Consider the following 22,754-nt stretch of genomic DNA (forward strand, 5'->3'; position numbering starts at 1 on the left):
CGGCGCGCGCAAAACTGACAACCTGATACGCAAAAGTGACAACCGTGATTCATGGGCTGTGGCACGGCGTGCGCTGCCATTTGCCGAAGCGGGGCGACAGCGTTAGCATAACCCGATGTTCTTGAGGGGGTTTTCTATGCAGGTTTTCGACGGGCACAACGATCTGTTACTGAATTTGTGGCTGCACCATCGTGATGCGCCTGCTGAGGCGTTCTTTGCCGGCGTGCCTGAGGGCCATCTGGATTACCCTCGCATCCAGCAGGGCGGATTCGCAGGTGGGCTGTGCGCGATTTTTGTTCTGCCGAAGGATTACCTGGCGCAGGTCGCGTCCACGCGTGCTGCAGAAGAACCTTATGATCCCCTGACGATAATGTGGCAGCAGCTTGACCTGCTGCAGCGTATCGTGGCGCACGCGGAGGGGCGGGTAAAACTGTGTCGCAGCGCGGCAGAAATCGACGCCTGTCGCGCAGAGGGCGTTTTGGCGTTAGTCGCCCATATCGAAGGCGCGGATGCGCTGGATCCCGACGGCGAGGCGTTGACGGCGTTTTATCATGCCGGGGTGCGCTCGATTGGGCCTTTCTGGAATCTGAAAAACCGCTTCGGCGAAGGGGTTAGCGGCAGCTTTCCGGGATCACCCGACACCGGTCCCGGCCTGACGGCAGAAGGGGAAGCGCTTATCAGGCAGGCGGCCGCGCTGAATATGATGATTGATGTGTCCCATATGAACGAGAAGGCATTCTGGGATACCGCGCGGCTCGGCCTTTCCCCACTGGTCGCCAGTCATTCCAATGCGCATGCTCTCTGTCCGCAACCCCGTAACCTGACGGATGATCAGCTTCGGGCGATTCGCGACAGCGGCGGTGTGGTCGGGATTAACTTTGGCAACGCTTTTCTGCGTGCTGACGGAAAACGTGACAGCGACACCGATTTGACAGAAATCGTCAAACATTGCGATCACCTTATTAACATAATGGGCAGCGATCATGTGGCCTTCGGGTCAGACTTTGACGGCATTTCGGTGCCCGATGCGCTCGGCGATGTCAGTGGGTTGCCCCGGTTGCTCGCTGTTTTTCGCGACAAAGGCTATGATGAAAGCGTGCTGGAGAAATTGACGTGGGGAAACTGGCTGCGGGTTTTACATCTTACCGGCATCCGTTAACACGTTTTCTTACGGGCTTTTCGTTGATTTCACCCCAGGGTCTGCGAGAAAATAGCGTGACAAGGTTCGCATTTTAATCCCTGTTACGATGCTGTCTTGCAGTACGTTCTTTGTCTGTTTATTTATAAGGAAGAAAATTATGTGGAAAAAACCAACATTTGTTGATCTGCGCCTCGGTCTGGAAGTAACACTGTACATTTCCAACCGTTAATCCTTTGCCCGCCGCTTGTGCGGGCATTTTGTTTCAACACCTGGTCCCTTTCATGTTTATTAAAGTCCTTGGTTCGGCGGCAGGCGGCGGATTCCCGCAATGGAACTGCAACTGTCCCAACTGTCAGGGTGTCCGTAACGGCACCGTTCAGGCGACGCCGCGTACGCAGTCCTCTATTATTGTCAGCGATAATGGTGAGGACTGGGTGCTGTGCAATGCCTCCCCCGATATCAGTCAGCAGATTTTGCACACGCCAGAACTCATCAAAAAAGGTGTGCTGCGCGGTACGGCGATCGGCGGCATTATCCTGACTGACAGCCAGATAGACCATACTACCGGTCTGCTCAGTCTGCGTGAAGGTTGTCCGCATCAGGTATGGTGCACGCCGGAAGTCTATGACGATCTCACCACGGGCTTCCCGGTGTTCACCATGCTGAAACACTGGAACGGCGGCTTACAGCATCGGCCCATTCGCCCGTTAGCGCCGTTTAGCGTGGACGTCTGTCCGGATCTCCAGTTCACTGCGATTCCAATCCTCAGTAACGCACCACCGTACTCGCCTTATCGCGATCGGCCGTTACCGGGCCATAACGTGGCGCTGTTTATTGAAAACCGCGCAAACGGCCAGAAACTGCTGTATGCGCCCGGACTGGGCGAGCCGGATGCGGTGATTCTGCCGTGGCTCGAACAGGCGGACTGCCTGCTGATTGACGGCACGGTCTGGCAGGACGATGAATTACTCTCCGCGGGCGTGGGCAAAAATACCGGCAAGGCCATGGGCCATCTGGCGCTGGCCGAAGAGCAGGGGCTGATGGCGTTACTCGCCCGTCTGCCCGCAAAACGCAAAATCCTTATTCATATTAACAACACCAATCCCATCCTTGACGAACAGTCGCCTCAGCGTCAGTACCTGACTGAACAGGGCATTGAGGTGAGTCAGGACGGAATGGCGATACAGTTGCAGGACGAAAGATGCTGATTACGGAAACCCTGTCGCCTCAGGCCTTCGAACAGGCGCTGCGTGATAAAGGCGCGTACTACCATATCCATCACCCTTATCACATCGCGATGCACAATGGCCAGGCCACACGCGAGCAGATTCAGGGCTGGGTGGCGAACCGCTTCTATTATCAAACCAGTATCCCGTTGAAGGATGCGGCCATCATGGCCAACTGCCCGGACCCGGCCACCCGGCGTAAATGGGTACAACGTATTCTGGATCACGATGGCAGTCAGGGCGCTGATGGCGGCATTGAGGCCTGGCTGCGGCTGGGCGAGGCGGTCGGGCTGACGCGTGAGGCATTGCTTTCTGAACAGCATGTCCTGCCGGGCGTGCGTTTTGCGGTAGATGCCTATGTCAACTTTGCCCGCCGCGCTAACTGGCAGGAGGCGGCCTGCAGTTCGCTGACGGAGTTGTTTGCGCCACAGATTCATCAGTCACGGCTCGACAGCTGGCCTCAGCACTATCCGTGGATTAAAGAAGAAGGCTATTTTTACTTCCGCAGCCGTCTGAGTCAGGCTAACCGCGACGTGGAACACGGTCTTGCCCTGGCGCTTGAGTTCTGTAATACAGCGGAAAAACAGAACAGGATGCTGGAGATTCTGCAGTTCAAGCTGGACATTCTCTGGACGCTGCTGGATGCCATGACCATGGCTTACGAACTTCACCGCCCGCCTTATCACAGCGTGACCGATAAGGCCGTCTGGCACACAACCCGACTGGTATAATGATGAACGAACACACAATTGTCGCCTTTCGCCGTGGCTACCGTATGCAATGGGAAGCGGCACAGGACAGCCATGTGGTGCTTTATCCCGAAGGCATGGCGAAGTTAAATGAAACCGCTGCGGCCATTCTGGCGCTGGTGGACGGCAAACAGGATATCGCTTCCATTATTGCCACGCTGGATGCTCAGTTCCCGGACGCGGGCGGCGTGGGCGAAGATGTGAAAGAATTCCTGCAGTCAGCTTATGAACAGAAGTGGATACAGTTCCGTGACCCAGCTTAAACCCGGCGTCAACCCACCGCTCTGGCTGCTGGCAGAGTTAACCTATCGCTGTCCGCTGCAGTGTCCGTACTGTTCGAACCCCCTGGATTTTGCCCAGCAGGCGCGCGAGCTTACCACCGCACAGTGGATCGAGGTCTTTCGCCAGGCCCGTGCCATGGGCAGCGTGCAGCTGGGCTTTTCGGGCGGTGAACCGCTGACGCGTAAGGATCTGCCCGAACTCATCAAAGCGGCGCGTGATCTAGGGTTTTATACCAACCTGATCACCTCCGGCATTGGTCTGACGGAGAAAAAACTCGACGCATTCAGCGAGGCCGGTCTGGATCATATTCAGATCAGTTTTCAGGCCAGTGATGAAACCCTCAACGCGGCGCTGGCCGGCTCGAAAAAAGCCTTTCAGCAGAAGCTGGAGATGGCGCGCGCAGTGAAAGCTCACGGCTATCCGATGGTGCTGAATTTCGTACTGCATCGCCATAACATCGACCAGATCGATAAGATTATCGATCTGTGCATTGAGCTGGAGGCGGATGATGTTGAACTGGCGACCTGCCAGTTTTACGGTTGGGCACAGCTGAACCGCGAAGGGTTATTGCCGACGCGCGAGCAGATTGCCCGGGCGGAGGCGGTCGTTAACCGCTACCGCACGCAGATGAACGAGCGGGGCAGCCTCACCAATCTGTTGTTCGTTACGCCAGATTACTATGAAGAACGACCAAAGCCGTGCATGGGCGGTTGGGGCGCGATTTTCCTGAGCGTCACGCCAGAAGGCACGGCGCTGCCGTGCCACAGCGCGCGACAGTTGCCGGTGGCCTTTCCCTCGGTCCTGGAGCAGTCGCTGGAAGACATCTGGTATCACTCGTTTGGTTTTAACCGCTACCGGGGGTTCGACTGGATGCCGGAACCCTGCCGCTCCTGTGATGAAAAAGAGAAAGACTTTGGTGGCTGCCGCTGCCAGGCCTTTATGCTGACCGGCGATGCCGATAATACCGATCCGGTCTGCAGTAAGTCACCGCATCACGGCACAATCCTTGAGGCGCGCCGTCAGGCAGACTGCAATGATATCAAAATCGGTCAGCTACAGTTCCGCAACCGCACCAATTCTCAGTTGATCTATAAAACGCGGAATCTGTAATGCACACACGCAGCCTGACCCTGAACGGACTCCGCGTGACGCTCGTCCACCAGCCGGACGCAACGCAGGCGGCGGCGCTGGTGAAGGTGGCGGCGGGCAGTCACGATGAACCTGATAACTGGCCCGGCCTGGCGCATCTGCTTGAGCATATGCTGTTCAGCGGTGGCCAGCGCTGGCCCGACGAAGGGCGGCTGATGAGCTGGGTGCAGGCGCAGGGCGGGCAGGTGAATGCCACCACCCTGGCGCGCCAGAGCGCCTTTTTTTTTGAAGTCGCCCCGGACAGTCTGACTGATGGCCTGCTGCGCCTGCAGGATATGCTGAGCGCACCGCGGTTAACGCCAGAGGCCATTACTCAGGAAATTGCTGTGATTGATGCCGAGCATCGGCTGCTGCAGCATCACGCTGCGGCCAGAGCAGAGGCGGCTATATTCTCAACGGTCATCGCACCGGCCAGTTTCCAGCGCTTTCAGACCGGCAACAGGGCGGTTTTTGGTGACAACGTCACTGAGTTGCAGGCCGCGCTGCGGGCGTTTCATCAGCGTTTTTATCACGCCGGCACGATGACGCTGTGGCTTCAGGGGCCGCAGCCGCTGGACGAACTGGCAACGCTGGCTGAGATTTTTGCTGCTCCTTTTGCCCTTCGCGATGAGGGCAGTCTTCCGGCACCAGACGTTGAATTATCGGCCGACAGGAGGCTGATGTTGCAGCAGGACGGCCCGTCCGAAGTGACGCTGAGCTGGCTGTTACCAACGGCGCTAAGTGACAGTGTCACGCTGTTGCGCGAGTTTTTGCTGGATGAAGCCCCCGGCGGCTTGCTGGCCGCCTTGTACTCGCGCGGGCTCGCCAGTCAGTTACAGCTAAAATGGCTGTATCAGTCCGCAAAAACGCAGTGGCTGATGATGACAGTGACGAGTGAGCAACCCGCCGTGGTAGAGGCATTACTGAAGTCATTTTTCGCCGCCTTGAGTCATACCACAGCGACGCAGCGGCAACACTACTGGCACCTTGCGCAGCGGCGGCTGGCTGCATTATCGCCCTTAATGCAGCTTCAGGCGCGGGCTTTAGGGTTTGCCGCCACGGGCGACTGCCCCGAACTCTCGCCCTTATTACAGACGCTGGCCGGCGTGCCAGCAACCACCCTGGTTTGTGCCGCTGACGTGGCTGGCGACTCACGCAGCGTACAGGGTTATGCGCTCACCCTGGCGCGCTGGCAGGTGCCCGACGTCAGTGTTCCCCCTGTTGAGTGGTTTTTTTATCCCGGCCCTAATCCTTTCCCGCCCGCCAGGCTGCCCACCACCGCGGTGACGTTGCCACACATTCACCCGGATGAAACCTCCGGCACGCTGATACTTCGTCCCGAACTGTACAGCACGCTGGCGGCAGGTCAGGCCTGCGAAAGCGCCTTGCGCCCGGTGTTTGCAGTACTGCGTCACTTTGGCGGCGGTGGGGAGTGGTGTGAAAGGCAGGGCGTCTGGCAACTGACGCTGGACTTACCCGCCGACGAGGCGTTGCTCAGCGCGGCGCTGGCGCAACTGTTATCCTGCCTGATGCCGACAACGGAAGAGGCCACCTCTGCCATTCCCGGTATTGCAATACGCGAACTGCTACGGCAATTGCCTTACTGCCTGGCGTCGTCCGTGCAGCCGCAGCGCTGGCGGGCCATCCTTCTGGGCGGTAATGCCCCTCGACATCAACAACTTGCGCACCAGCTCAGCGTGCTGAAGGTCAATTCTCCTACATTACCCGCGCGGGCATGGGTGAGCGGCGAAAGCAGGATACCGCACCCCTCGGACGACAGCGCCATTCTGCTGTTCATACCACTGGCCGATCCTCAACAGCTGGCCGCACTGCGCGCGCTGGCGCTGCTTTACGCGCCGCGATTTTATCAGCGCTACCGTGTTGAACACCCCATCGGTTATGTCGTCAGCTGCCGTTACCAGCGTTGTGTGGATATCGACGGTATTCTTTTTGCGCTTCAGTCACCGACCCTGTCTGCCACAACGCTGATTCAGTATTGCGACGATTTCCTGCAGCAGATGACGTCCGTGACAGACGCGGCCGATCTCGACGGGGTGAAAACACAGTTAGCTGCAGCGCAGGAAGAACCCACCGTCGAGGCGCTGCGTCAGGCTAACGGACTGCCCACACTGACGTCACAGGATATTGCTGCCCTCAGCACTCAGCAGTTAACGCAGCTGCATCACCAGTTATGCAGCCAGAAATCAGCGTGGCGCATCTTACGAACAGACGATAAGCAGTAGAATAATTACTCGTCGATATTGTTGAATGATTTTGATTGTTTACGCCAAATCTCTTCACTTTTTATTCCTGCCGCTTTGCACCAGACTCAATGTGACGCCATAAAAAAAGGAATGAAAAGTGAAAGATGTTAAACGTTTTACACTGCCACTGATCGCAGTTGCCGCGCTGTATATCCCGGTTTCTCAGGCTGAGACAATGCACTACCAGCTGGACCCACAGCATACGTCGGTCGTTATGAGCTGGGAACACTTCGGCTTCTCGCATCCTACCGCCGATATTCCGGATGCCACGGGGTCACTGGTGTTCGACAGCAGCAAACCCGAGCAGTCGCGTGTTGACGTGACCTTGCCTGTCACCAAAATTGACAGCCATGTGCCTGCACTGACGAAAGAATTTAAAGGCGCCGACTATTTTGACGTCGCCAAATACCCGAGCGCGACCTTCCGCAGCACCAAAGTCATTGCTAAAGGCGATAACAAATTTGACGTAGAAGGTAATCTGACGCTGAAAGGCATCACCAAACCGGTTACGCTGCACGCCACGCTGAACAAGCAGGGTGAGCATCCGATGGTGAAAAAGCAGGCGATTGGTTTTGATGCGACCGGCACCATCAAGCGTTCTGACTTCAAACTGGATAAATACGTGCCTGCGGTCAGCGACGATGTCAAACTGACCATCTCCACTGAAGCGTACGCAAAATAACGCTTTCAGCATGTTTTCCCGCCCGGCACATCCGTTGCCGGGTTTTTTTATGCCCGCTTCACCCAACGTCACCGGTACAACACAGCTCGCTTTGCGCAAACGTTCATCATCGTGCCGCGCGTGTAAGAAAACCCGGTGAACGCTTAACCGGACAAGATGAATCCTTTTTCGCTGCCGAAATAACCGGTATCTGTGCTGACCGCCAAAATAACCCGTCAGCATCACAGTGAAAAGTGAGGCGAAAATCACAAATCTGCATCGCGGTTTTTTTGTTATCCGGACACGCGCCAGAAATAACGGTTTCTCTTCGCCTGATGATATTTAACCCGTTGTTTTATCAACCGAAGCTCACAGACCGGGCGCGCTTATTAATTGTGATTTAATTCACATAAACACCTGTTTTAACCCCGCTGTCAATCTATCCACCCGGCAAAATACTCTCGTTTTTGTGATCTCACTTGCAAATATAAGGCTTGTATCCCGAAACAATAGCCCGCAGACGCATTGAGCCAGAGAGGAATGGAGAATGAGAATCGGGATGGTAATCAGCGGCGGCGATGTTACCGGCATAAATAATTTTATTTTTCAGATTGCGAGAATGACGCAGGCGGAAATGGTGTTATTTAACGGCGGTATTCCGGGACTTCTCGATAATGTCTGTCAGGAAATTGCACAACGCGATTTAGTGGATTTCTCTGTTACCTCGATTCCGGTTATGCAGTCGGGAAGGACCACGCGAAAATTAATTCGCAGTGAATACGAAACCATTACCCGACAGCTTAAGGCATTGCGTATTGATGTATTAATTATGGCCGGCGGAGATGGCTCATTGCAATTTTTACATACGCTGAGCGAATTCGGTGTGAACTGTTTTGGCATCGGTATGACGATTGATAACGATGTCTTCGGCAGTGATTACACCGTGGGCTTTTCCACTGCCTGTGAGCAGGTACTTAAAGAGGTGGCAAAACTGCGGAATACGGGGCGCGCATTAACCGGCCGGGTATTTATGGTCGAGTTGCTCGGCGGTTACTGCGGTGAACTGACGCTGCAATCGGCAATAAAATCGAATGCGGATTTTGCGTTAATCCCCGAGTGTCAGATTCCGACGGCGACGCTGGCCGGGCGCATCACTCAGCGCCTCAGTGAACAGAACAGCGTCATTATCCTGTGCTCTGAGGGTTATACACGTGAATATTCACCGGGCTTTCAGGGCGCAATCGATACCTTAATTAAGCAACTTGAACCGTTGATCGGTGTGCGCATTCGCAAAACGATTGTCGGTTATGGACTGCGTAATGGCGATCCCACCTGTGAGGAAATTTATCAGGGCACCATTATGGCAAGTGAAGTGGTTCGTTGTATTCAATCCGGAATGCGCAATAAAGCCGTCATTATTAACGGCAGCAATAAGCCTATTCCGATTGACTTAATAAGCATGAAAAAACGCCTGGTCGATACAGAAGGGCACCATTATAAACTCGCTAAACAACTGCAAATAGTGTGAGGAGAAAACATGCTGAAAATTTTATGTGTTTGTGGTTGTGGTCTGGGTTCAAGTTTCGCCATCGAAATGAGTGCGAAAGCCGTTTTAAAAAAACTGGAAATTGAAGCCGATATCGATCACACCACAATTTCAGAAGCTAATGCATTTAAATCCGACATGATTCTGACGCAAAAAGCGTTTGCGGATGTTTTAAATGCTGACGCCACACCAGAACAGATTAAACGGGTCATTATATTAAATAAACTTACCGATAAAGCCGAAATTGAGCAAAAGATCGTGGCTTTCTTAAAAGAACGTAATATGAAGGTTGCTAATCATGAATAGTGTAATCAATTTTCTGGTTAAAGATTTACTGGGACAGGCATCCATTCTTATCGCTTTTATTGCGCTGATTGGGCTGGTGCTGCAAAAGAAATCTGCGGGAAAAGTGATGGAAGGGACATTTAAAACCCTGCTCGGCTTCTTAATTATGATGGCGGGCATCAATATTATTGTCGGCGCACTGACCTTCCTGAACAGTATCTTCACCCACGGCTTTGGCATGCAGGGCTACATCACTGATGTGGCTGCCATCGCCGGGCTGGCCAACCGTGAACTGGGCTCCGAAGTGGCCATGACGCTGCTGGTGATCTTTATCGTCAATATCATCATTGCCCGCCTGACGCCGTTTAAATACATCTTCCTGACCGGACAGGCGTTGTTATGGATGGCCACGATTGGTGCGGTCATCGGCTATAAAGCAGGCTTAACCGGCTTACCGCTGATTCTGACCGGCGGGATTTTTGGTGGCATTATGGCTGTCGTGATGCCCGCGCTGGCCCAGCCGGTGGTACGGCGTATTACCGATTCGGACGATGTTGCCCTGGGCCACTTCTGTACCATCGGCTATCTGCTGACGGCGGCCGTGGCGAAGGTGGTCGGTAAAGGGTCACGTTCGACGGAGGATCTGAAGTTACCGGACAACTTCAAATTTTTACAGGACACCTACCTGTCAATGGCGGTGGTGATGGTGCCAATGTACCTGATCCCTGCGCTGGCAGCCGGTCCCGCCTTTATTGCGCAGTACAGCAGCGGCACCAACTACCTGATGTATGCCTTTATGCAGTCCATTCAGTTTGTCGCGGGCGTGTTTGTCCTCTACAGCGGTGTGCGACTGCTGCTGAATGAACTGGTTCCGGCATTCCGTGGCATTGCCATGCGGCTGGTGCCGGATGCGAAGCCTGCACTCGACTGCCCGGTCATGTTTCCTTATGCGCCTAACGCAGTCATTGTCGGTTTCCTGGCGACCACGCTCGGCTCCGTGGTCGGCATGCTGGTGTTCCCGATGTTTGGTCTGGCAATGATTCTGCCGGGTCTGCTCACCAACTTCTTTGCAGGCGGCACGGCAGGCGTGTTTGGTAATGCGTTGGGGGGCCGGCGCGGAGCGATGATCGGGGGCTTCGTGCACGGCTTATTCATTACCTTCCTGCCGGCCATTCTGGTGCCGATGCTGGAAAGTTATGGCTTTACCGGCGTGACCTTCAGCGATTCCGACGTCATCAGTACCGGCCTGGTTTTGGGACATGCTTTCCAGAATAACTGGTTGTTCGTCGCCGTATTCGTCGCCTTTGTTACCGCTATCGCCTGGTTTGTTAACGGAAAATCCACTTCATCCCGTGAGGAAAACGTGCATGAAACTTTATAATTTCACTGACCTGCTCAAGATTGCCAAAGAACGTGATTTTAAAGCGGTGGGATCGTTTAATCTACATTGTCTGGAAATGCTGCCCGCCTTTTTTAAGGCGGCAGAACAAACCCACAGCCCGTTAATGATTCAGATATCTACCGGTACGGCAAAATATCTCGGACACGAATTACTGGTCGATGCCGTTAAATCTTTAGCGAAAAGTAAAAATATTCCAACCTGTCTGCATCTGGATCACTGTTCTGATTTAGAGGCGATTCAGACAGCGATTAACGCCGGATTCAGTTCGGTCATGTACGATGGCTCACATTTACCGCTTGAGGAAAATATTGCTAATACCCGACGGGTTATTGATATGGCGCGCCCGCTAAATGTCTCCGTGGAAGCTGAGCTGGGCGCAATCGGCGGATCGGAAGATGGTAAATGCGTGGAGATGGATGAAATTGCGTTTACCCCTGTAGAGGATGCCAGGCGCTTTGTGCACGAAACGGGCGTCGACATGCTGGCGATTTCCATCGGCACCGTGCACGGCCTGTATACCGGGAAAGCCCATATTCAGCACCAGCGCCTGGCCGCAATCACCGACGCCACCGCGACGCCGCTGGTCCTGCACGGCGGAACGGGCGTGAGTGATGAAGATATGCGCCTGGCTGTCAGCAGCGGTATCGACAAAGTGAACGTGGGCACCGAGATGAATGTCCAGTGGGTGGCGCAGTGCAAAACCACGTTCGAAAAAGGCAAAGTAAACGACAGCGTGCGTAATTTCCTGGTGCCCGCTAATAATGCGGTAACCAATGTATTAGTGGAAAAAATGCAGTTATTCCGCTAACCCCATTTATCCCGACGTAAATAAACCTGAAGTGCCCGCGCGCTTTTCGGGGCAGGAGTCGCTATGTTTGGATTCATGAAAAAGAAAGTGGAAAATCAACCGCAGGATGCGGCCGAACAGGATCGCCTGGCAGAATCCGTCAGCGAGAAAATAAGGCAGCTGGAAGCGAAGCTGGCCAGTAATACCGCCGATACCGACACGCAAAAACAATTAATGCTGGAATATAACCGGGCATTATCACTCTATGCAAAAAGCCGTCGTTACCGGGATCACATCGATCCTCTGTTTGTGAAAATTGATGAATTACGCAATCTGGTGCGAAAATCAGTTTAAGGAGCAGTAATGACCATTAAACAGTTATTACAGGAAGCCAATGCCATTCAGGTCGGGGTTGCGGCCAGCGACTGGCAACAGGTGATCGCCATGGCGGCCAAACCGCTGGTGGCGGGCGGCTATATTCGGGCCTCGTATCCTCAGGCTGTCATTGATAACACGCTCACGCACGGTGCCTATTATGTGTTTGAAGAAGGTATCGCCATTCCTCATGCCCGCCCGGAAACGGGCGTTATTCGCGACTGTTTTAGTCTGATTGTGCTGGCAGAACCGATCTCGTTTGAGGGCAGTGAAAAGGCCGATATCGTCATCATGTTCGGTGCCCGTGACAGTAATGCCCACATTGAAGAGGGCATTCGCGCGATTGTCTCGCTGCTTGACGATGACGCGACGCTGGTCAAACTACGCCAGGCCAGTAGCGTGGCGGACGTCATGGAGATCTTATGACCAGACAGGCGGAAAGTAAGCGAGTAGTACTGGTTAACGGAATTCCCGCCTCGGGCAAAAGTACGCTGACCCGGATGCTGTCCGGGCGTTTCACCTTACCGGTATTAACGCTGGACAGCATTAAGGAGCCCTTCATGTCCAGCTTCGCCCCGGTCGATCGTCAGCGTAACCGACAGCTCGGCTGTGCGGCTTACCAGGCGATCTGGAATATTGTGGGCCAGTCACCGGTGAACACGGTTTTTCTGATTGATGCCTGGTTTGGGTTTCAGTCGAAAAGCGTGCTGGAGCAGGGTTTGCAGCGAGCGGGCGTGGATGAGGTGCTGGAGATCTGGATGCAGATCTCACCCGATGAGGCGGTGGCGCGTTACCAGGCTCGCCTGGCGCAACGCATGCCGGGTCACCCCGGCGCGGAGTATCTTCCGGAACTGCGTCGTCTGGCGGAAGAAGCACAACCCATGGCACTGGGGCCGCTGCTGCGGGTTAATGCCAGGGCCATCGATGAAGCGGCGGTTTGTCAGTGGCTGGCTCAGCATACGGGAAAGAAGGACTATACTGCGTCTGTTGAGGATGAAACAGAGGAGCCGCCCCATGCCACAGCCCCCTTATCTGCAAACGGGCGAGAGCGTCGTGCTTTATGATGGTGTATGCAAACTTTGTACAGGATGGGTGCGTTTCCTGTTGCGCCACCGGCTGGCGCGGCAGGTCCGTTTTGCTTCCGTCCAGAGTGAGGAGGGCAAAGCACTACTGAGATGGGCCGGCCTGCCTGACGACAATATCAGCACGATCGTCTACATTCGGGATGAACAGCACTGGCTTCGGGCGCAGGCTATTTTTCGCGTTTTTGAGCAGTTGCCGCTGCCGTGGCGCATCATGAGCGTGCTGCGCTGGTTGCCGAAACGCCTCAGTAACCTTTTTTACGACGCCATTGCGCTGAACCGCTACAGGCTGTTTGGCCGCTATGCGACGCAACAGCCCATTCGCGCCGATTATCCAGGCCGGTTCCTGTCGCATCAGGCCTGACGACACCGCTTTACCCGTCATCGCCTGCAAAGGTGAATTAAAACCATCATTTTTCTTCAGGTTTACTAATATTTTACAGGCAGGTTAACAACGTAATGGGAAGGTAATACGTTGTGCCTGGGCTGTATAACTATTGAAAATGGAGAAAATCATGCGCAACACCTCTGGACGATCGGCCATCGCCGTGACGCTTTACGCTCTCCTCGAACCTCTTCCGGTGGGCTTTTTTGTAGCGGCCTGGCTGTTCGATATCATCTATATGAAGACGACTGTCATCTTCTGGTCTGTCAGTGCCAGTTGGTTAATCGCAATAGGTCTGGTCATCGCTGTTCTGCCACGAGTAATTAGTCTTATTTATCTGTTCCGCGGCAGCAGCGCGCCAGAGAAAACCCATTTCTGGATCTCGCTGGTGGCTATCCTGCTGGCTATCGCCAACGCCTTTATTCACAGCCGTGATGCGTACGCAGTGGTGCCCACGGCGGTGATTCTCTCAACGCTGGTGGTGATACTGCTACTGCTGGCGAATGTGCAACTTGCCCTTCGTCAACGCATCGCTTAAGGAGAAGCCCCAATGAAAATACCACAATATTCCCTGATAGCGTTGGCGCTGACGGCCCTGTTAGCCGGGTGTGATAACGGTGCGTCGGTCGCGCCTGAAAAACAGATTGGTGCGAATCCTGAGCTGCCGGAAGCCAAAAATTTTATGGTACCGCCGATGCAGGTGCCCAAAGGTGTTCCGTGGAAGAACGGCGAAATGCCTAAGGTCGCCGAGGGGCTGAAGATAGAGAAGATTGCCGATAAGCTTCAGCATCCGCGTCAGGTCTACGTGCTGCCGAACAACGATATTTTGGTCGCGGAATCCAACGGCACACCCAAACCCACGACCAAGCCGAAAGAGCTGATTACGGGTCTGGTAAAAAATGCCTCAGGTAAAGGGGGCAAAGGCGGTAACCGCATCACCCTGTTGCGTAATGTGAATGGCAAGTGGGAGCAACACCGCTTTATCGAAAATCTGACCGCGCCGTTTGGCATGCAACTGGTCGGGAATACCCTGTATGTGGCAAATGCAGACAGTCTGGTGAAATTTCCCTACAGCGAAGGACAAACCGAGATTCGCACCGCGCCGGAAGAGGTGACCGAATTACCCGGCGGGCCCATTAACCACCACTGGACAAAAGCGCTGTTAGCCAGTCCTGATGGCAGCAAACTGTACGTCGGCGTCGGGTCGAACAGCAACATCACCGAAAACGGTATTGGTGCGGAATACCGCCGTGCCGCCGTGCTGGAGGTCGATGCCGCCAGCGGTGCCAGCCGTATTTATGCCAGCGGCTTGCGTAACCCGACGGGGCTCGACTGGGAGCCGCAGACGAAGCAGCTGTGGGCGGTTGTCAACGAGCGTGACGAAATTGGCTCGGATCTGGTGCCCGACTACCTGACGTCTGTTAAAGAGAAGGGCTTCTATGGCTGGCCCTACAGCTATTTTGGTCAACACGTTGATGTACGCGCTCAGCCGCAGCGACCGGATCTGGTCAAAACAGCCATCAAGCCTGATTACGCTCTGAGCTCGCATGTCGCCCCACTGGGCCTGTTGTTTTATGGTGCAGAGAATATGCCGCAGTACCGGGGCGGTGCCTTTATCAGCGAACACGGGAGCTGGAACCGTAAGCCACTGAACGGCTACAAGGTCATCTGGGTGAAATTCGAAAACGGGAAACCGGTGGGGCAACCGCAAACCGTGGTGTCCGGCTTTTTGACTGAGGATGAAAAAGAAGTGCACGGCTTACCGGTGGGCCTGGCCAGCGATAAGCAGGGCGGGTTAATTATCGCCGATGATGCAGGTGATACGATCTGGCGCGTCAGTTCAGCGAAGTAATTGCGACTGCGCAGGCATAAAAAAAGGATTTGGCATAACGCCAAATCCTTTTTTCTTTTGTTCGTCCTGCGGCGGGTAACCGGAGGACAAACGAGGTGCTCAGCACTCTCCACAGGTTGAGTGTAAAGAGTGACAGCGAAGACTTCAAGTTTGGCCAAAATACTGTATATTTATACATGTGTTGAGCGTCGGGCATCGCACCGTGGTTAACTGATTGCTTCCAGGGGAGCACGGTTATGTAAATCCCGGCAGGTCCCAGGTGGTGCTGGCCTGTGGCTTAAACCATGAGTGCCGCTCAGCCCTCTCCACAACGTTGTGCTCAGGCAGTCGGCGGGTAATGTCAGAGTCCTGGCTGCTGAACAGCGCGCTCCCTAAGCAGGAGAAGGAAAGTGATGGAACTGACTAAGCTGATTCTGGAGATTATCCGGGTCATCTTGCAGATCATCGTTGCCCTTTTGCAACTGACCGGTCATGCAAAATAACCGGAACTTTGACCAAGGCGGAGCTAACCACTCCGCCTTTTTCGTTGTCAATTGTCTGTCATGTTATCCGGCTACAGTGGCGCGGCAGTCAGGCGCCTTACGGGCATCACTTATCCAGACCTCAGACCAGAGCCGGGAGCGTTTCCATGTCACTTGCCGCGGTAAAACCCGCCAAACTTCAGCAAACCGAAATCGATGCCAGCGTACGCATGCGTGAAACGCAGGTTGGCGCGCAGTGTGAAATTCTGGCTCACAGCTATCTGGAATACAGCACCCTGGGCGATTTCTCCTATGTAGGTGAACATTGTTGCATTGCCGACAGTGAGATTGGCCGTTTCACCGCGATCGCTAATCAGGTCCGGATTGGCGCGCCGAATCACCCGATGAATCGCGCGTCACAACACCGCTTTACCTATTGTCCGGAGTATTACGACGCGACCGCCACGCGCGACCACGGTTTTTTCACCGCCCGGCGAGAAGACAGAGTGATCATTGGCAATGACGTCTGGATCGGTCATGGCGTGATCGTATTGCCCGGCGTCACGGTGGGCGACGGGGCGGTGCTGGCGGCGGGCGCGGTGGTGACGAAAGACGTTGCAGCCTATACCGTGGTCGGTGGCGTGCCCGCTAAACCGATTCGGGTTCGCTTCCATCCGGCGATTGCCACGCGCTTACAACACATCGCCTGGTGGAACTGGCCACGGGAAAAGATCATGGCAAACCTTGCCGATTTTCAGTCAGAGGATATTGAGCAGTTTTGTGCAAAGCATGGCTGAATGCGACGGGGATAAAACGGTGGCGGATGCCACCGTTTGGCAGGGCGGTTTAGCGTTTAGCCCGCGCGTCCAGTACGGCTGTGGCGATGCGGTCGCCAATGGTTTTGTCGATATTGCGCCAGTACGCAAAAGCCCGCGACAGCACCGGCTCTTCCACGCCGTTTAACAGATGACCCGTAACGTTGTTGACCAGCCGGTCACGCGCGGCGTCATCCATCACCTTATTGATCAACGTATTCGCCTGGCCTACGTCGTCGTCGTCACGGCGCAGAGAATAGGGTGCCCGTACCATATCGCCGCTGGCAGACCAGACCGAGTCGGTTGGATAACGTTCACCATCGGCAACCGGGCCGCCTTTGCTGTTGGGCGCATAAACCGGGTCGGATACCGGGTTAATGCGCATCGCACCGTCTTTGCTGTAGCTGTTGACCGGCGACTGCGGGGCGTTAACCGGAATCTGCTTGTAATTTACCCCGAGTCGGGCGCGGTGGGCATCCGCATAGGCAAACACGCGCCCGAGCAGCATCTTATCCGGGCTCAGACCAATACCGGGCACCAGATTGTTAGGCTCAAAGGCAGCCTGTTCAATCTGCGCATGGTTGTCGGTAGGATTGCGGTTCAGCGTAAGTTTTCCAACCTTGATCAACGGGTAATCGCTGTGCGGCCAGACCTTGGTGAGATCGAACGGGTTGTAGCGGTATTCATCTGCCTCCGCAAAGGGCATGATCTGCATATAGAGCGTCCAGCTCGGAAAGTGGCCGTTTTTAATGGACATGAACAGATCGCGCGTATGGTAATCGCCGTCCTCACCTGCCAGCTTATCGGCTTCCTGCTGCGTCAGGTTTTCAATGCCCTGATCGGTATGGAAGTGGTATTTCACCCAGAACTTCTCGCCCTGGGCGTTTACCCACATATAGGTGTGACTGGAGTAGCCGTTCATATGACGCCAGCTTTTGGGAATACCGCGATCGCCCATCAGCCACGTGACCTGGTGCGACGATTCCGGTGACAGCGTCCAGAAATCCCACTGCATATCGTTGTCACGCAGATTGTTGTCCGCACGGCGTTTTTGCGAGCGAATAAAATGCTGAAACTTCATCGGGTCGCGAATAAAAAACACCGGCGTATTGTTACCCACCAGGTCGTAATTGCCTTCGCGGGTATAAAACTTGATGGAAAAACCGCGTGGATCGCGCCAGGTATCCGGGCTGCCGCGCTCACCGGCTACGGTTGAGAAGCGCATCAGCACATCCGTTTTCGTGCCGGGCTGAAAAACGTTGGCTTTGGTGTAGCGACTGACATCTTCAGTCACCTCAAAAAAGCCAAAGGCACCGCTCCCTTTTGCATGTGGCTGCCGTTCAGGAATACGTTCACGGTTAAAGTTCGCCATCTGCTCAATCAGATAGTGATCGTGCAGTACCAGCGGGCCGTCCGGTCCTACCGACAACGAGTGCTCATCGCTGGCAACCGGAATGCCTGCGTCGGTGGTGGTGGGTTTACGCGCATCGTGACTCATTCAATTAGTCTCCATGTTTATACGGGTATTGCATGGAGTAAGCGTAGCGTAAAACTGAGAAGCGCAACGGTGAATCGTTCACTCTTTATATGACGATCTGTTTATCTTCCTGTTCGCCTCTGACCCAGGCACGCAGGGCTTTTCACGCCCCAGACCTGACAAACCCACCGGGATGGTGAGTGTTTTTGAATCATTCCACCTTCAGGTGTTGTCGCAAGCTCATCGGGCCGCGATGCAGGAGATCTCTCCCTTTCCGGGCGAGGCGTGGGCGGCGTGTTGCCCGTAAGGTGAGGCTGGTGGGTACGTAGGGGGACGTTTTGGCCGGTACTGGGGCAGACGCTCGTTGTCGGTCGTGCTCTGCCGCAGGCATTGAAGGCGGCAATAACTGTTTTACCGTCCGGCAGATAAAAAAATGCAACGTCAGTGACGTTGCATTTTTAAGTGACAGGTGGGGTTACGAGGCCACTTTCACGACGGTTTTACCGAAGTTTTTACCGTTCAGCATATCGATAAACGCTTTGGGTGCGTTCTCCAGACCGTCAATCATGTGCTCGCGATAGTGGATCTTCTTACTCTCTACCAGCGGCGTCATGGCTTTCAAAAACTCAGGATAGCGGTGGCCGTAATCCTGGAAAATGATAAAGCCCTGCATGCGAATGCGCCGGGTCAGAATACCGGCCATGATGCGGGAGGTACAGTCAGGGCCTGGCGGGAGCTCTTTTTGGCTGTAGGCAGAAACCAGTCCGCAAACCGGCACCCGCGCCGCCGGGTTCAGCAGCGGGAAGACCGCATCGAACACCTTACCGCCCACGTTTTCAAAATAGATATCAATGCCATCCGGGCAGGCATTTTTGAGCTGCTCTTCAAAGTCCTGGCTGTGGTGATCGATACAGGCATCAAAGCCCAGATTTTCCACCGCATGACGGCATTTTTCTTCACCACCCGCGACACCTACCACGCGGCAGCCTTTCATTTTTCCTAACTGGCCCACGGTCGCGCCCACCGGGCCGGTTGCCGCCGCGACAACCAGTGTTTCGCCTTCTTTCGGCTGACCGATATCCATTAATCCCATATAGGCCGTAAATCCGGGCATGCCGAGAATTCCCAGCGCCCAGGAGGGATGCGGCAGGTCGCTATTCAGACGGGCAACGTCTTTACCATCAGACACGGCATATTCCTGCCAGCCGCTCTGGCAAAGCACCCAGTCACCCGCTTTAAATTCACTGTTTTTGGATTCGGCGACCTGACAAACCGTGCCGCCAACCATCGGCTTATCCAGCTCTGCCGGTGGCGCGTAAGATTTCCCTTCATCCATACGTCCGCGCATATAAGGGTCGAGTGACAGATAAATCGTACGCAGTAAGATCTCGCCATCTTTGATTTCAGGTGTCGGCTGCGCAACATAACGGAAGTTGTCTTCCGTTGGTTCACCCTTGGGGCGTGAAGCCAAAAGCCAGGCGTGATTTGTTGTCGATTGTTCAGTCATAAAGTCGTCCTTTGCATGGGCAAACCGCTCAGGGTTGCCGGGAATGAATGGCTAAGTGTAGATGACAGAACAAAGCATGCTTAACCGTGCTGGCGGTCAACGGGCAGGGCAAACAGGACTCGCCCGGCGTACCGCTACGCACAGCGCGCGCCACGTGACCCGTTCAGATTGCTCCGAATCCAGCGCGTCGTGACGGTGTCACACGGGGAACAACGTTATACCGGTCGTCACGGAGTCTGAAGGGGGCGGTGACGCTGAAAGCCGCGTCAGGTGGCGGGAGAAAGGGGGCAAAGATGCCCCAGCGCATAACCATGTCGCAGACGGTTCCCGCGCCGTCGGGCGACGGCGCGGGGGCGGGCTTAGTTAAATCGTTCCGGCCGGAAGGTCGCGAGCATGGGATGCCGGACATCGTTGAGGATCTCCTCCGTCAGCAATTCGCCCAGAATCAGTGCCAGCGTCGCGCCCGAATGGGTAAAGGCCACAAAGCAACCGGGGACTTTTTTCAGCTCCCCGACAACCGGTTCACCATCCCCCGGCACGGGTTTCAGGCCAATTTTCCAGCTGTCTGCTTCCAGTGGTGCGCCGTCGCCAAGCAGGTGACCCGCATCCGCCATTAACTGGCGAATAACGGCATGATCGATGCTGTACTGACCATCAGCATGCGCAACGATATCCTCTTCATACCAGTCATGATCGACCGCCAGCGTACGGCCAGGGTTGGGACGTATCGCCGCGCGGGGCGTATTTAATACCACGTTAAGATCGCGTTCCTGTGCGGTAGTGGTAACCAGCATGGACACCGGCGACCCGTTGGGAATGCGTACACCAAGCGGCGCAACGACATCGGGCGTCCAGGGACCACAGGCGACAAGCACCCGATCGGCCATGATGTCGCCCCGTTTCGCGCTGCGAATGCCTGTGGCCCGCCCACCTGCGGTCAGCACACTGGCTTTGCCTGCCTGTTCAATCACTTCGCCGCCTGCGGCTTTGAAATCCTCAACCAGTTTTGCGGCCAGATGCGGCAGGCTTACCCAGCCCTCACCAGGGTTGGCAATAGCGACGCTGGCCAGCGCGCTGGGGTTAACCTGCGGATCCACCTCATGCACCGTGCGCGGATTAACCAGCCGGGAAGCATAGCCAAGGGCGTTTTCATAATCATGACGCGCTTTGGTGCCCGCCTCGTCATCCGCCGCCCAGAACAGCGCGCCGTCAAAGCGCAGCCAGCTGAGATCGGGATGGCGGGCAAACAGGGTGCGGTAGCGGTCAATGCCCGCCATTCTCAGCGCATGGTAAGGCGCGGAACGCTCTCCGGCAGAGTTAAGCCAGGAAAGTGAACGTCCTGATGCGCCAGAGCAGAGTTCGGCTTCGGTGACCAGCGTCACTTTCGCGCCAGCCTGTGCCAGCTGGCATGCCGTGGAAACGCCTAAAATGCCGCCACCCAGTACAACAACGGTTTTGGCCACAGAGTTGTCAGTCATCATGGATTCCTTCTGTCAGAAAATACCCCATTCAGGCAAGGCGTACGCGACTTTGCCGATGGAGTTGCTCAATAAGTTTCAGCACGCCCAGCGCCTCGCTGGCGTCCACTGGCGGCGGGCCGCCGTGTACCAGGGCACGGGCAAGACGGTGATAAAATTCAGGGTAATTGCCGCGCTGCAGCGCCACCGCCTCAGTTTGCTCCACGGTGCCCAGCCGGGCTGCGCGTTCAGGCGGCGTTACGCCGTAGGCGCTGTCAGTCGGGGACATGCCCGCGGCCAGCTGCGGCTCCTGGTTATCCAGGCCCCAGTGCGTAAAAGCTCGCTGGCTGCCCAGCAGATGGAAGCGGGGAGCATTAAGCGCGGCCTGGCCATTCATCCACAGCCGCGAACGCACGCCACAGGTATGCAGTAAAGAAACGAAGCAATCCTCATCGCTGTCGGACTGATTGCCGGAATAGCGTGCCAGCTCGGCGCTGGCCTCCTGCACCGGACCAAACAGCTGTATCGCCTGATCGATCAGGTGGCTGCCCAGATCCAGCAGCAGGCCGCCCCCTTGCGCAAGCGAAACGCTGTCGCGCCAGTTACCAAATCCGTCAGGTCGCCACCACTCAAAGCGCGACTCAAAGCTTCTGACGGTGCCAAATGCCTCGTCCTGCACCAGGCGTTGCAGCGTCAGAAAGTCGCCGTCCCAGCGGCGATTGTGAAAGACCGTTAACAGGGTGCCAGCCTCTCGGGCGGCGTCAATCATCGCTTCCGCCGCGCTGACGTCAGGCGCAAAAGGTTTATCCACCACCAGATGGATACCGCGCAGGCTGGCCTGGACAGCCTGCTCACGGTGCTGAGCGGGCGGCGTCGCCAGCACAATAAGATCCACCGCGATGTCGCCGTTGTCGATCAACTGCAGCAGTGACGGCCAGTCCGGCACAATTCGCGCCTGGGGATAATGCGTTTTTGCCGCGGCGACGCGTTGCGCATTACCGGTCACGATCACCTCAAGACGGTAAGTGGCATCGTGTGAAATCAGTGGGGCATGAAAGACCTTGCCGGCAATGCCAAATCCCACCAGCGCCGTGCGGATGGGACCTGTCACCTTATGCTGTGCCATTAGAGCACCTCCGATAAAAAACGTTGTAAACGGGCAGATTGTGGACGTTCAAATAACTGATCGGGTGGCCCTGCTTCGACAATCTCGCCTTCATCCATAAACACCACCTGGTCGGCCACGCGGCGGGCAAATCCCATCTCATGCGTGACCACCACCATCGTCATGCCGCGCTCACAGAGTTCGGCCATCAGCGTCAGCACGCCTTTCACCAGTTCGGGATCGAGCGCCGACGTGGCCTCGTCAAACAGCATCACCTCGGGCTCCATCGCCAGCGCCCGGGCGATCGCGACACGTTGTTGCTGCCCGCCGGAGAGATCGCGCGGACGATGGTCGGCGCGCTGTGCTAAGCCGACCTCAGCCAGACGTTGCCGGGCAATTGTCTCTGCCTCCGTTTTCGAGCGGCCTTTGACTTTCCAGGGGGCCAGCGCGACGTTTTCCAGCGCACTGTGATCGGGGAACAGATTGAAGTGCTGAAAGACCATGCCAATGCGCAACCGCAGCGCATCGGGTTTGTCCTTCAGTACCGAACGCCCGGCCAGCAAGACGTCGCCGCTTTTGGGTTCATGCAGGCGATTGATACCGCGCAGCAGGGTCGATTTTCCCGATCCGGAAGGGCCGATGATGCAGGTGGTGGTGCCGGGCGCGATGGTCAGTGACACATTGCGCAGCACCTCAATCGGGCCGTACGCCAGGGTCAGATTACGCAGCTCCAGGCTTGCGCCGTGAAATGCAGTGGACGTTGCCAT

General features: G+C 55.6%; 24 protein-coding genes. 19 read left to right on the forward strand and 5 right to left on the reverse strand.

From position 1 onward, the window contains the following. The first annotated feature begins 136 nt into the window (after window positions 1-136). The 19 genes from G5574_RS01475 to G5574_RS01565 all read left to right on the forward strand — a co-directional run bounded on the left by G5574_RS01475 (window position 137) and on the right by G5574_RS01565 (window position 16,423). Window positions 137-1,159 carry a dipeptidase gene (locus G5574_RS01475; protein ID WP_039340425.1) on the forward strand — a complete coding sequence of 341 codons (1,023 nt, stop codon included), beginning with the start codon at window positions 137-139 and terminating at the stop codon, window positions 1,157-1,159. A gap of 139 nt (window positions 1,160-1,298) precedes the next feature. Then, the gene (gene pqqA / locus G5574_RS01480) at window positions 1,299-1,370 is read left to right on the forward strand and encodes a pyrroloquinoline quinone precursor peptide PqqA (RefSeq protein ID WP_009090272.1); all 72 of its coding nucleotides are present in this window, start codon (window positions 1,299-1,301) and stop codon (window positions 1,368-1,370) included. 52 nt (window positions 1,371-1,422) lie between these two features. After that, window positions 1,423-2,349, forward strand: a complete 927-nt coding sequence (pqqB, locus tag G5574_RS01485; protein ID WP_033741347.1) for a pyrroloquinoline quinone biosynthesis protein PqqB — start codon at window positions 1,423-1,425, stop codon at window positions 2,347-2,349. Beyond that, window positions 2,343-3,098: a pyrroloquinoline-quinone synthase PqqC gene (gene pqqC / locus G5574_RS01490; RefSeq protein WP_033741349.1), complete on the forward strand. Its 756-nt coding sequence runs from the start codon at window positions 2,343-2,345 to the stop codon at window positions 3,096-3,098. The genes pqqB and pqqC overlap by 7 nt, the downstream gene beginning before the upstream one ends. Window positions 3,099-3,100: 2 nt before the next feature. After that, the gene (gene pqqD / locus G5574_RS01495; RefSeq protein WP_033741351.1) at window positions 3,101-3,379 is read left to right on the forward strand and encodes a pyrroloquinoline quinone biosynthesis peptide chaperone PqqD; all 279 of its coding nucleotides are present in this window, start codon (window positions 3,101-3,103) and stop codon (window positions 3,377-3,379) included. After that, window positions 3,366-4,508 (forward strand): pyrroloquinoline quinone biosynthesis protein PqqE, encoded by a 1,143-nt coding sequence (gene pqqE, locus G5574_RS01500; protein WP_174250592.1) that lies wholly within the window; start codon window positions 3,366-3,368, stop codon window positions 4,506-4,508. Before pqqD ends, pqqE begins: the two co-directional genes overlap by 14 nt. Next, on the forward strand, window positions 4,508-6,769 hold the full coding sequence (gene pqqF / locus G5574_RS01505; RefSeq protein WP_164481906.1) for a pyrroloquinoline quinone biosynthesis protein PqqF: 2,262 nt from the start codon (window positions 4,508-4,510) through the stop codon (window positions 6,767-6,769). Before pqqE ends, pqqF begins: the two co-directional genes overlap by 1 nt. 118 nt (window positions 6,770-6,887) lie before the next feature. Beyond that, window positions 6,888-7,472 (forward strand): YceI family protein, encoded by a 585-nt coding sequence (locus G5574_RS01510; protein ID WP_039340419.1) that lies wholly within the window; start codon window positions 6,888-6,890, stop codon window positions 7,470-7,472. 526 nt (window positions 7,473-7,998) lie between these two features. Beyond that, window positions 7,999-8,979 (forward strand): 6-phosphofructokinase, encoded by a 981-nt coding sequence (locus tag G5574_RS01515; protein ID WP_058709155.1) that lies wholly within the window; start codon window positions 7,999-8,001, stop codon window positions 8,977-8,979. Between the two features lie 9 nt (window positions 8,980-8,988). Continuing rightward, window positions 8,989-9,303: a PTS sugar transporter subunit IIB gene (locus G5574_RS01520; RefSeq protein WP_033741363.1), complete on the forward strand. Its 315-nt coding sequence runs from the start codon at window positions 8,989-8,991 to the stop codon at window positions 9,301-9,303. After that, a complete protein-coding gene (locus tag G5574_RS01525; RefSeq protein ID WP_164481907.1) occupies window positions 9,296-10,663 on the forward strand; it encodes a PTS sugar transporter subunit IIC in 1,368 nt (455 codons plus the stop codon). The genes G5574_RS01520 and G5574_RS01525 overlap by 8 nt, the downstream gene beginning before the upstream one ends. Continuing rightward, window positions 10,650-11,492, forward strand: a complete 843-nt coding sequence (locus G5574_RS01530) for a class II fructose-bisphosphate aldolase (protein WP_058701942.1) — start codon at window positions 10,650-10,652, stop codon at window positions 11,490-11,492. Before G5574_RS01525 ends, G5574_RS01530 begins: the two co-directional genes overlap by 14 nt. Window positions 11,493-11,555: 63 nt before the next feature. Further along, entirely contained in the window at window positions 11,556-11,825 is a 270-nt protein-coding gene (locus tag G5574_RS01535) for a hypothetical protein (RefSeq protein ID WP_039340416.1), read from the forward strand. 9 nt (window positions 11,826-11,834) lie between these two features. Further along, window positions 11,835-12,272, forward strand: a complete 438-nt coding sequence (locus G5574_RS01540) for a PTS sugar transporter subunit IIA (protein WP_033741369.1) — start codon at window positions 11,835-11,837, stop codon at window positions 12,270-12,272. Further along, window positions 12,269-12,910, forward strand: coding sequence for a P-loop nucleotide/nucleoside kinase family protein (locus tag G5574_RS01545; RefSeq protein ID WP_039340414.1), 642 nt, complete (start codon window positions 12,269-12,271; stop codon window positions 12,908-12,910). The genes G5574_RS01540 and G5574_RS01545 overlap by 4 nt, the downstream gene beginning before the upstream one ends. Then, on the forward strand, window positions 12,861-13,292 hold the full coding sequence (locus tag G5574_RS01550) for a thiol-disulfide oxidoreductase DCC family protein (protein ID WP_164481908.1): 432 nt from the start codon (window positions 12,861-12,863) through the stop codon (window positions 13,290-13,292). The genes G5574_RS01545 and G5574_RS01550 overlap by 50 nt, the downstream gene beginning before the upstream one ends. A 151-nt stretch (window positions 13,293-13,443) precedes the next feature. Beyond that, entirely contained in the window at window positions 13,444-13,851 is a 408-nt protein-coding gene (locus G5574_RS01555; protein ID WP_058701939.1) for a DUF2231 domain-containing protein, read from the forward strand. A gap of 12 nt (window positions 13,852-13,863) precedes the next feature. Further along, window positions 13,864-15,165: a PQQ-dependent sugar dehydrogenase gene (locus G5574_RS01560; protein ID WP_054633811.1), complete on the forward strand. Its 1,302-nt coding sequence runs from the start codon at window positions 13,864-13,866 to the stop codon at window positions 15,163-15,165. Between the two features lie 628 nt (window positions 15,166-15,793). Next, a complete protein-coding gene (locus G5574_RS01565) occupies window positions 15,794-16,423 on the forward strand; it encodes a DapH/DapD/GlmU-related protein (protein ID WP_164481909.1) in 630 nt (209 codons plus the stop codon). A gap of 49 nt (window positions 16,424-16,472) precedes the next feature. Here the strand turns inward: G5574_RS01565 and G5574_RS01570 are convergent, their stop codons facing one another. The 5 genes from G5574_RS01570 to G5574_RS01590 form a co-directional block, all read right to left on the reverse strand. After that, entirely contained in the window at window positions 16,473-17,939 is a 1,467-nt protein-coding gene (locus G5574_RS01570) for a catalase (RefSeq protein WP_033741382.1), read from the reverse strand. A 454-nt stretch (window positions 17,940-18,393) separates the two neighbouring features. Further along, complete coding sequence (locus tag G5574_RS01575) at window positions 18,394-19,425, reverse strand: NADP-dependent oxidoreductase (RefSeq protein ID WP_164481910.1); 1,032 nt, start codon at window positions 19,423-19,425, stop codon at window positions 18,394-18,396. 359 nt (window positions 19,426-19,784) lie between these two features. Then, a complete protein-coding gene (locus tag G5574_RS01580; RefSeq protein ID WP_375124032.1) occupies window positions 19,785-20,906 on the reverse strand; it encodes an NAD(P)/FAD-dependent oxidoreductase in 1,122 nt (373 codons plus the stop codon). Between the two features lie 28 nt (window positions 20,907-20,934). Beyond that, window positions 20,935-22,008, reverse strand: a complete 1,074-nt coding sequence (locus G5574_RS01585) for a Gfo/Idh/MocA family protein (protein ID WP_164481911.1) — start codon at window positions 22,006-22,008, stop codon at window positions 20,935-20,937. Further along, window positions 22,008-22,754 (reverse strand): amino acid ABC transporter ATP-binding protein, encoded by a 747-nt coding sequence (locus G5574_RS01590; protein ID WP_039340407.1) that lies wholly within the window; start codon window positions 22,752-22,754, stop codon window positions 22,008-22,010. Before G5574_RS01590 ends, G5574_RS01585 begins: the two co-directional genes overlap by 1 nt.

Source organism: Pantoea stewartii (genome assembly GCF_011044475.1).
Classification (GTDB): domain Bacteria; phylum Pseudomonadota; class Gammaproteobacteria; order Enterobacterales; family Enterobacteriaceae; genus Pantoea; species Pantoea stewartii.

Coding starts and splice junctions, on each gene's coding strand:
- G5574_RS01475 (WP_039340425.1), top strand. CDS start 137: ATGCAGGTTTTCGACGGGCACAACGATCTGTTACTGAATTTGTGGCTG.
- pqqB (WP_033741347.1), top strand. CDS start 1,423: ATGTTTATTAAAGTCCTTGGTTCGGCGGCAGGCGGCGGATTCCCGCAA.
- pqqC (WP_033741349.1), top strand. CDS start 2,343: ATGCTGATTACGGAAACCCTGTCGCCTCAGGCCTTCGAACAGGCGCTG.
- pqqD (WP_033741351.1), top strand. CDS start 3,101: ATGAACGAACACACAATTGTCGCCTTTCGCCGTGGCTACCGTATGCAA.
- pqqF (WP_164481906.1), top strand. CDS start 4,508: ATGCACACACGCAGCCTGACCCTGAACGGACTCCGCGTGACGCTCGTC.
- G5574_RS01515 (WP_058709155.1), top strand. CDS start 7,999: ATGAGAATCGGGATGGTAATCAGCGGCGGCGATGTTACCGGCATAAAT.
- G5574_RS01520 (WP_033741363.1), top strand. CDS start 8,989: ATGCTGAAAATTTTATGTGTTTGTGGTTGTGGTCTGGGTTCAAGTTTC.
- G5574_RS01525 (WP_164481907.1), top strand. CDS start 9,296: ATGAATAGTGTAATCAATTTTCTGGTTAAAGATTTACTGGGACAGGCA.
- G5574_RS01530 (WP_058701942.1), top strand. CDS start 10,650: ATGAAACTTTATAATTTCACTGACCTGCTCAAGATTGCCAAAGAACGT.
- G5574_RS01535 (WP_039340416.1), top strand. CDS start 11,556: ATGTTTGGATTCATGAAAAAGAAAGTGGAAAATCAACCGCAGGATGCG.
- G5574_RS01540 (WP_033741369.1), top strand. CDS start 11,835: ATGACCATTAAACAGTTATTACAGGAAGCCAATGCCATTCAGGTCGGG.
- G5574_RS01545 (WP_039340414.1), top strand. CDS start 12,269: ATGACCAGACAGGCGGAAAGTAAGCGAGTAGTACTGGTTAACGGAATT.
- G5574_RS01550 (WP_164481908.1), top strand. CDS start 12,861: ATGCCACAGCCCCCTTATCTGCAAACGGGCGAGAGCGTCGTGCTTTAT.
- G5574_RS01555 (WP_058701939.1), top strand. CDS start 13,444: ATGCGCAACACCTCTGGACGATCGGCCATCGCCGTGACGCTTTACGCT.
- G5574_RS01560 (WP_054633811.1), top strand. CDS start 13,864: ATGAAAATACCACAATATTCCCTGATAGCGTTGGCGCTGACGGCCCTG.
- G5574_RS01565 (WP_164481909.1), top strand. CDS start 15,794: ATGTCACTTGCCGCGGTAAAACCCGCCAAACTTCAGCAAACCGAAATC.
- G5574_RS01570 (WP_033741382.1), bottom strand. CDS start 17,939: ATGAGTCACGATGCGCGTAAACCCACCACCACCGACGCAGGCATTCCG.
- G5574_RS01575 (WP_164481910.1), bottom strand. CDS start 19,425: ATGACTGAACAATCGACAACAAATCACGCCTGGCTTTTGGCTTCACGC.
- G5574_RS01580 (WP_375124032.1), bottom strand. CDS start 20,906: ATGATGACTGACAACTCTGTGGCCAAAACCGTTGTTGTACTGGGTGGC.
- G5574_RS01585 (WP_164481911.1), bottom strand. CDS start 22,008: ATGGCACAGCATAAGGTGACAGGTCCCATCCGCACGGCGCTGGTGGGA.
- G5574_RS01590 (WP_039340407.1), bottom strand. CDS start 22,754: ATGGCAACGTCCACTGCATTTCACGGCGCAAGCCTGGAGCTGCGTAAT.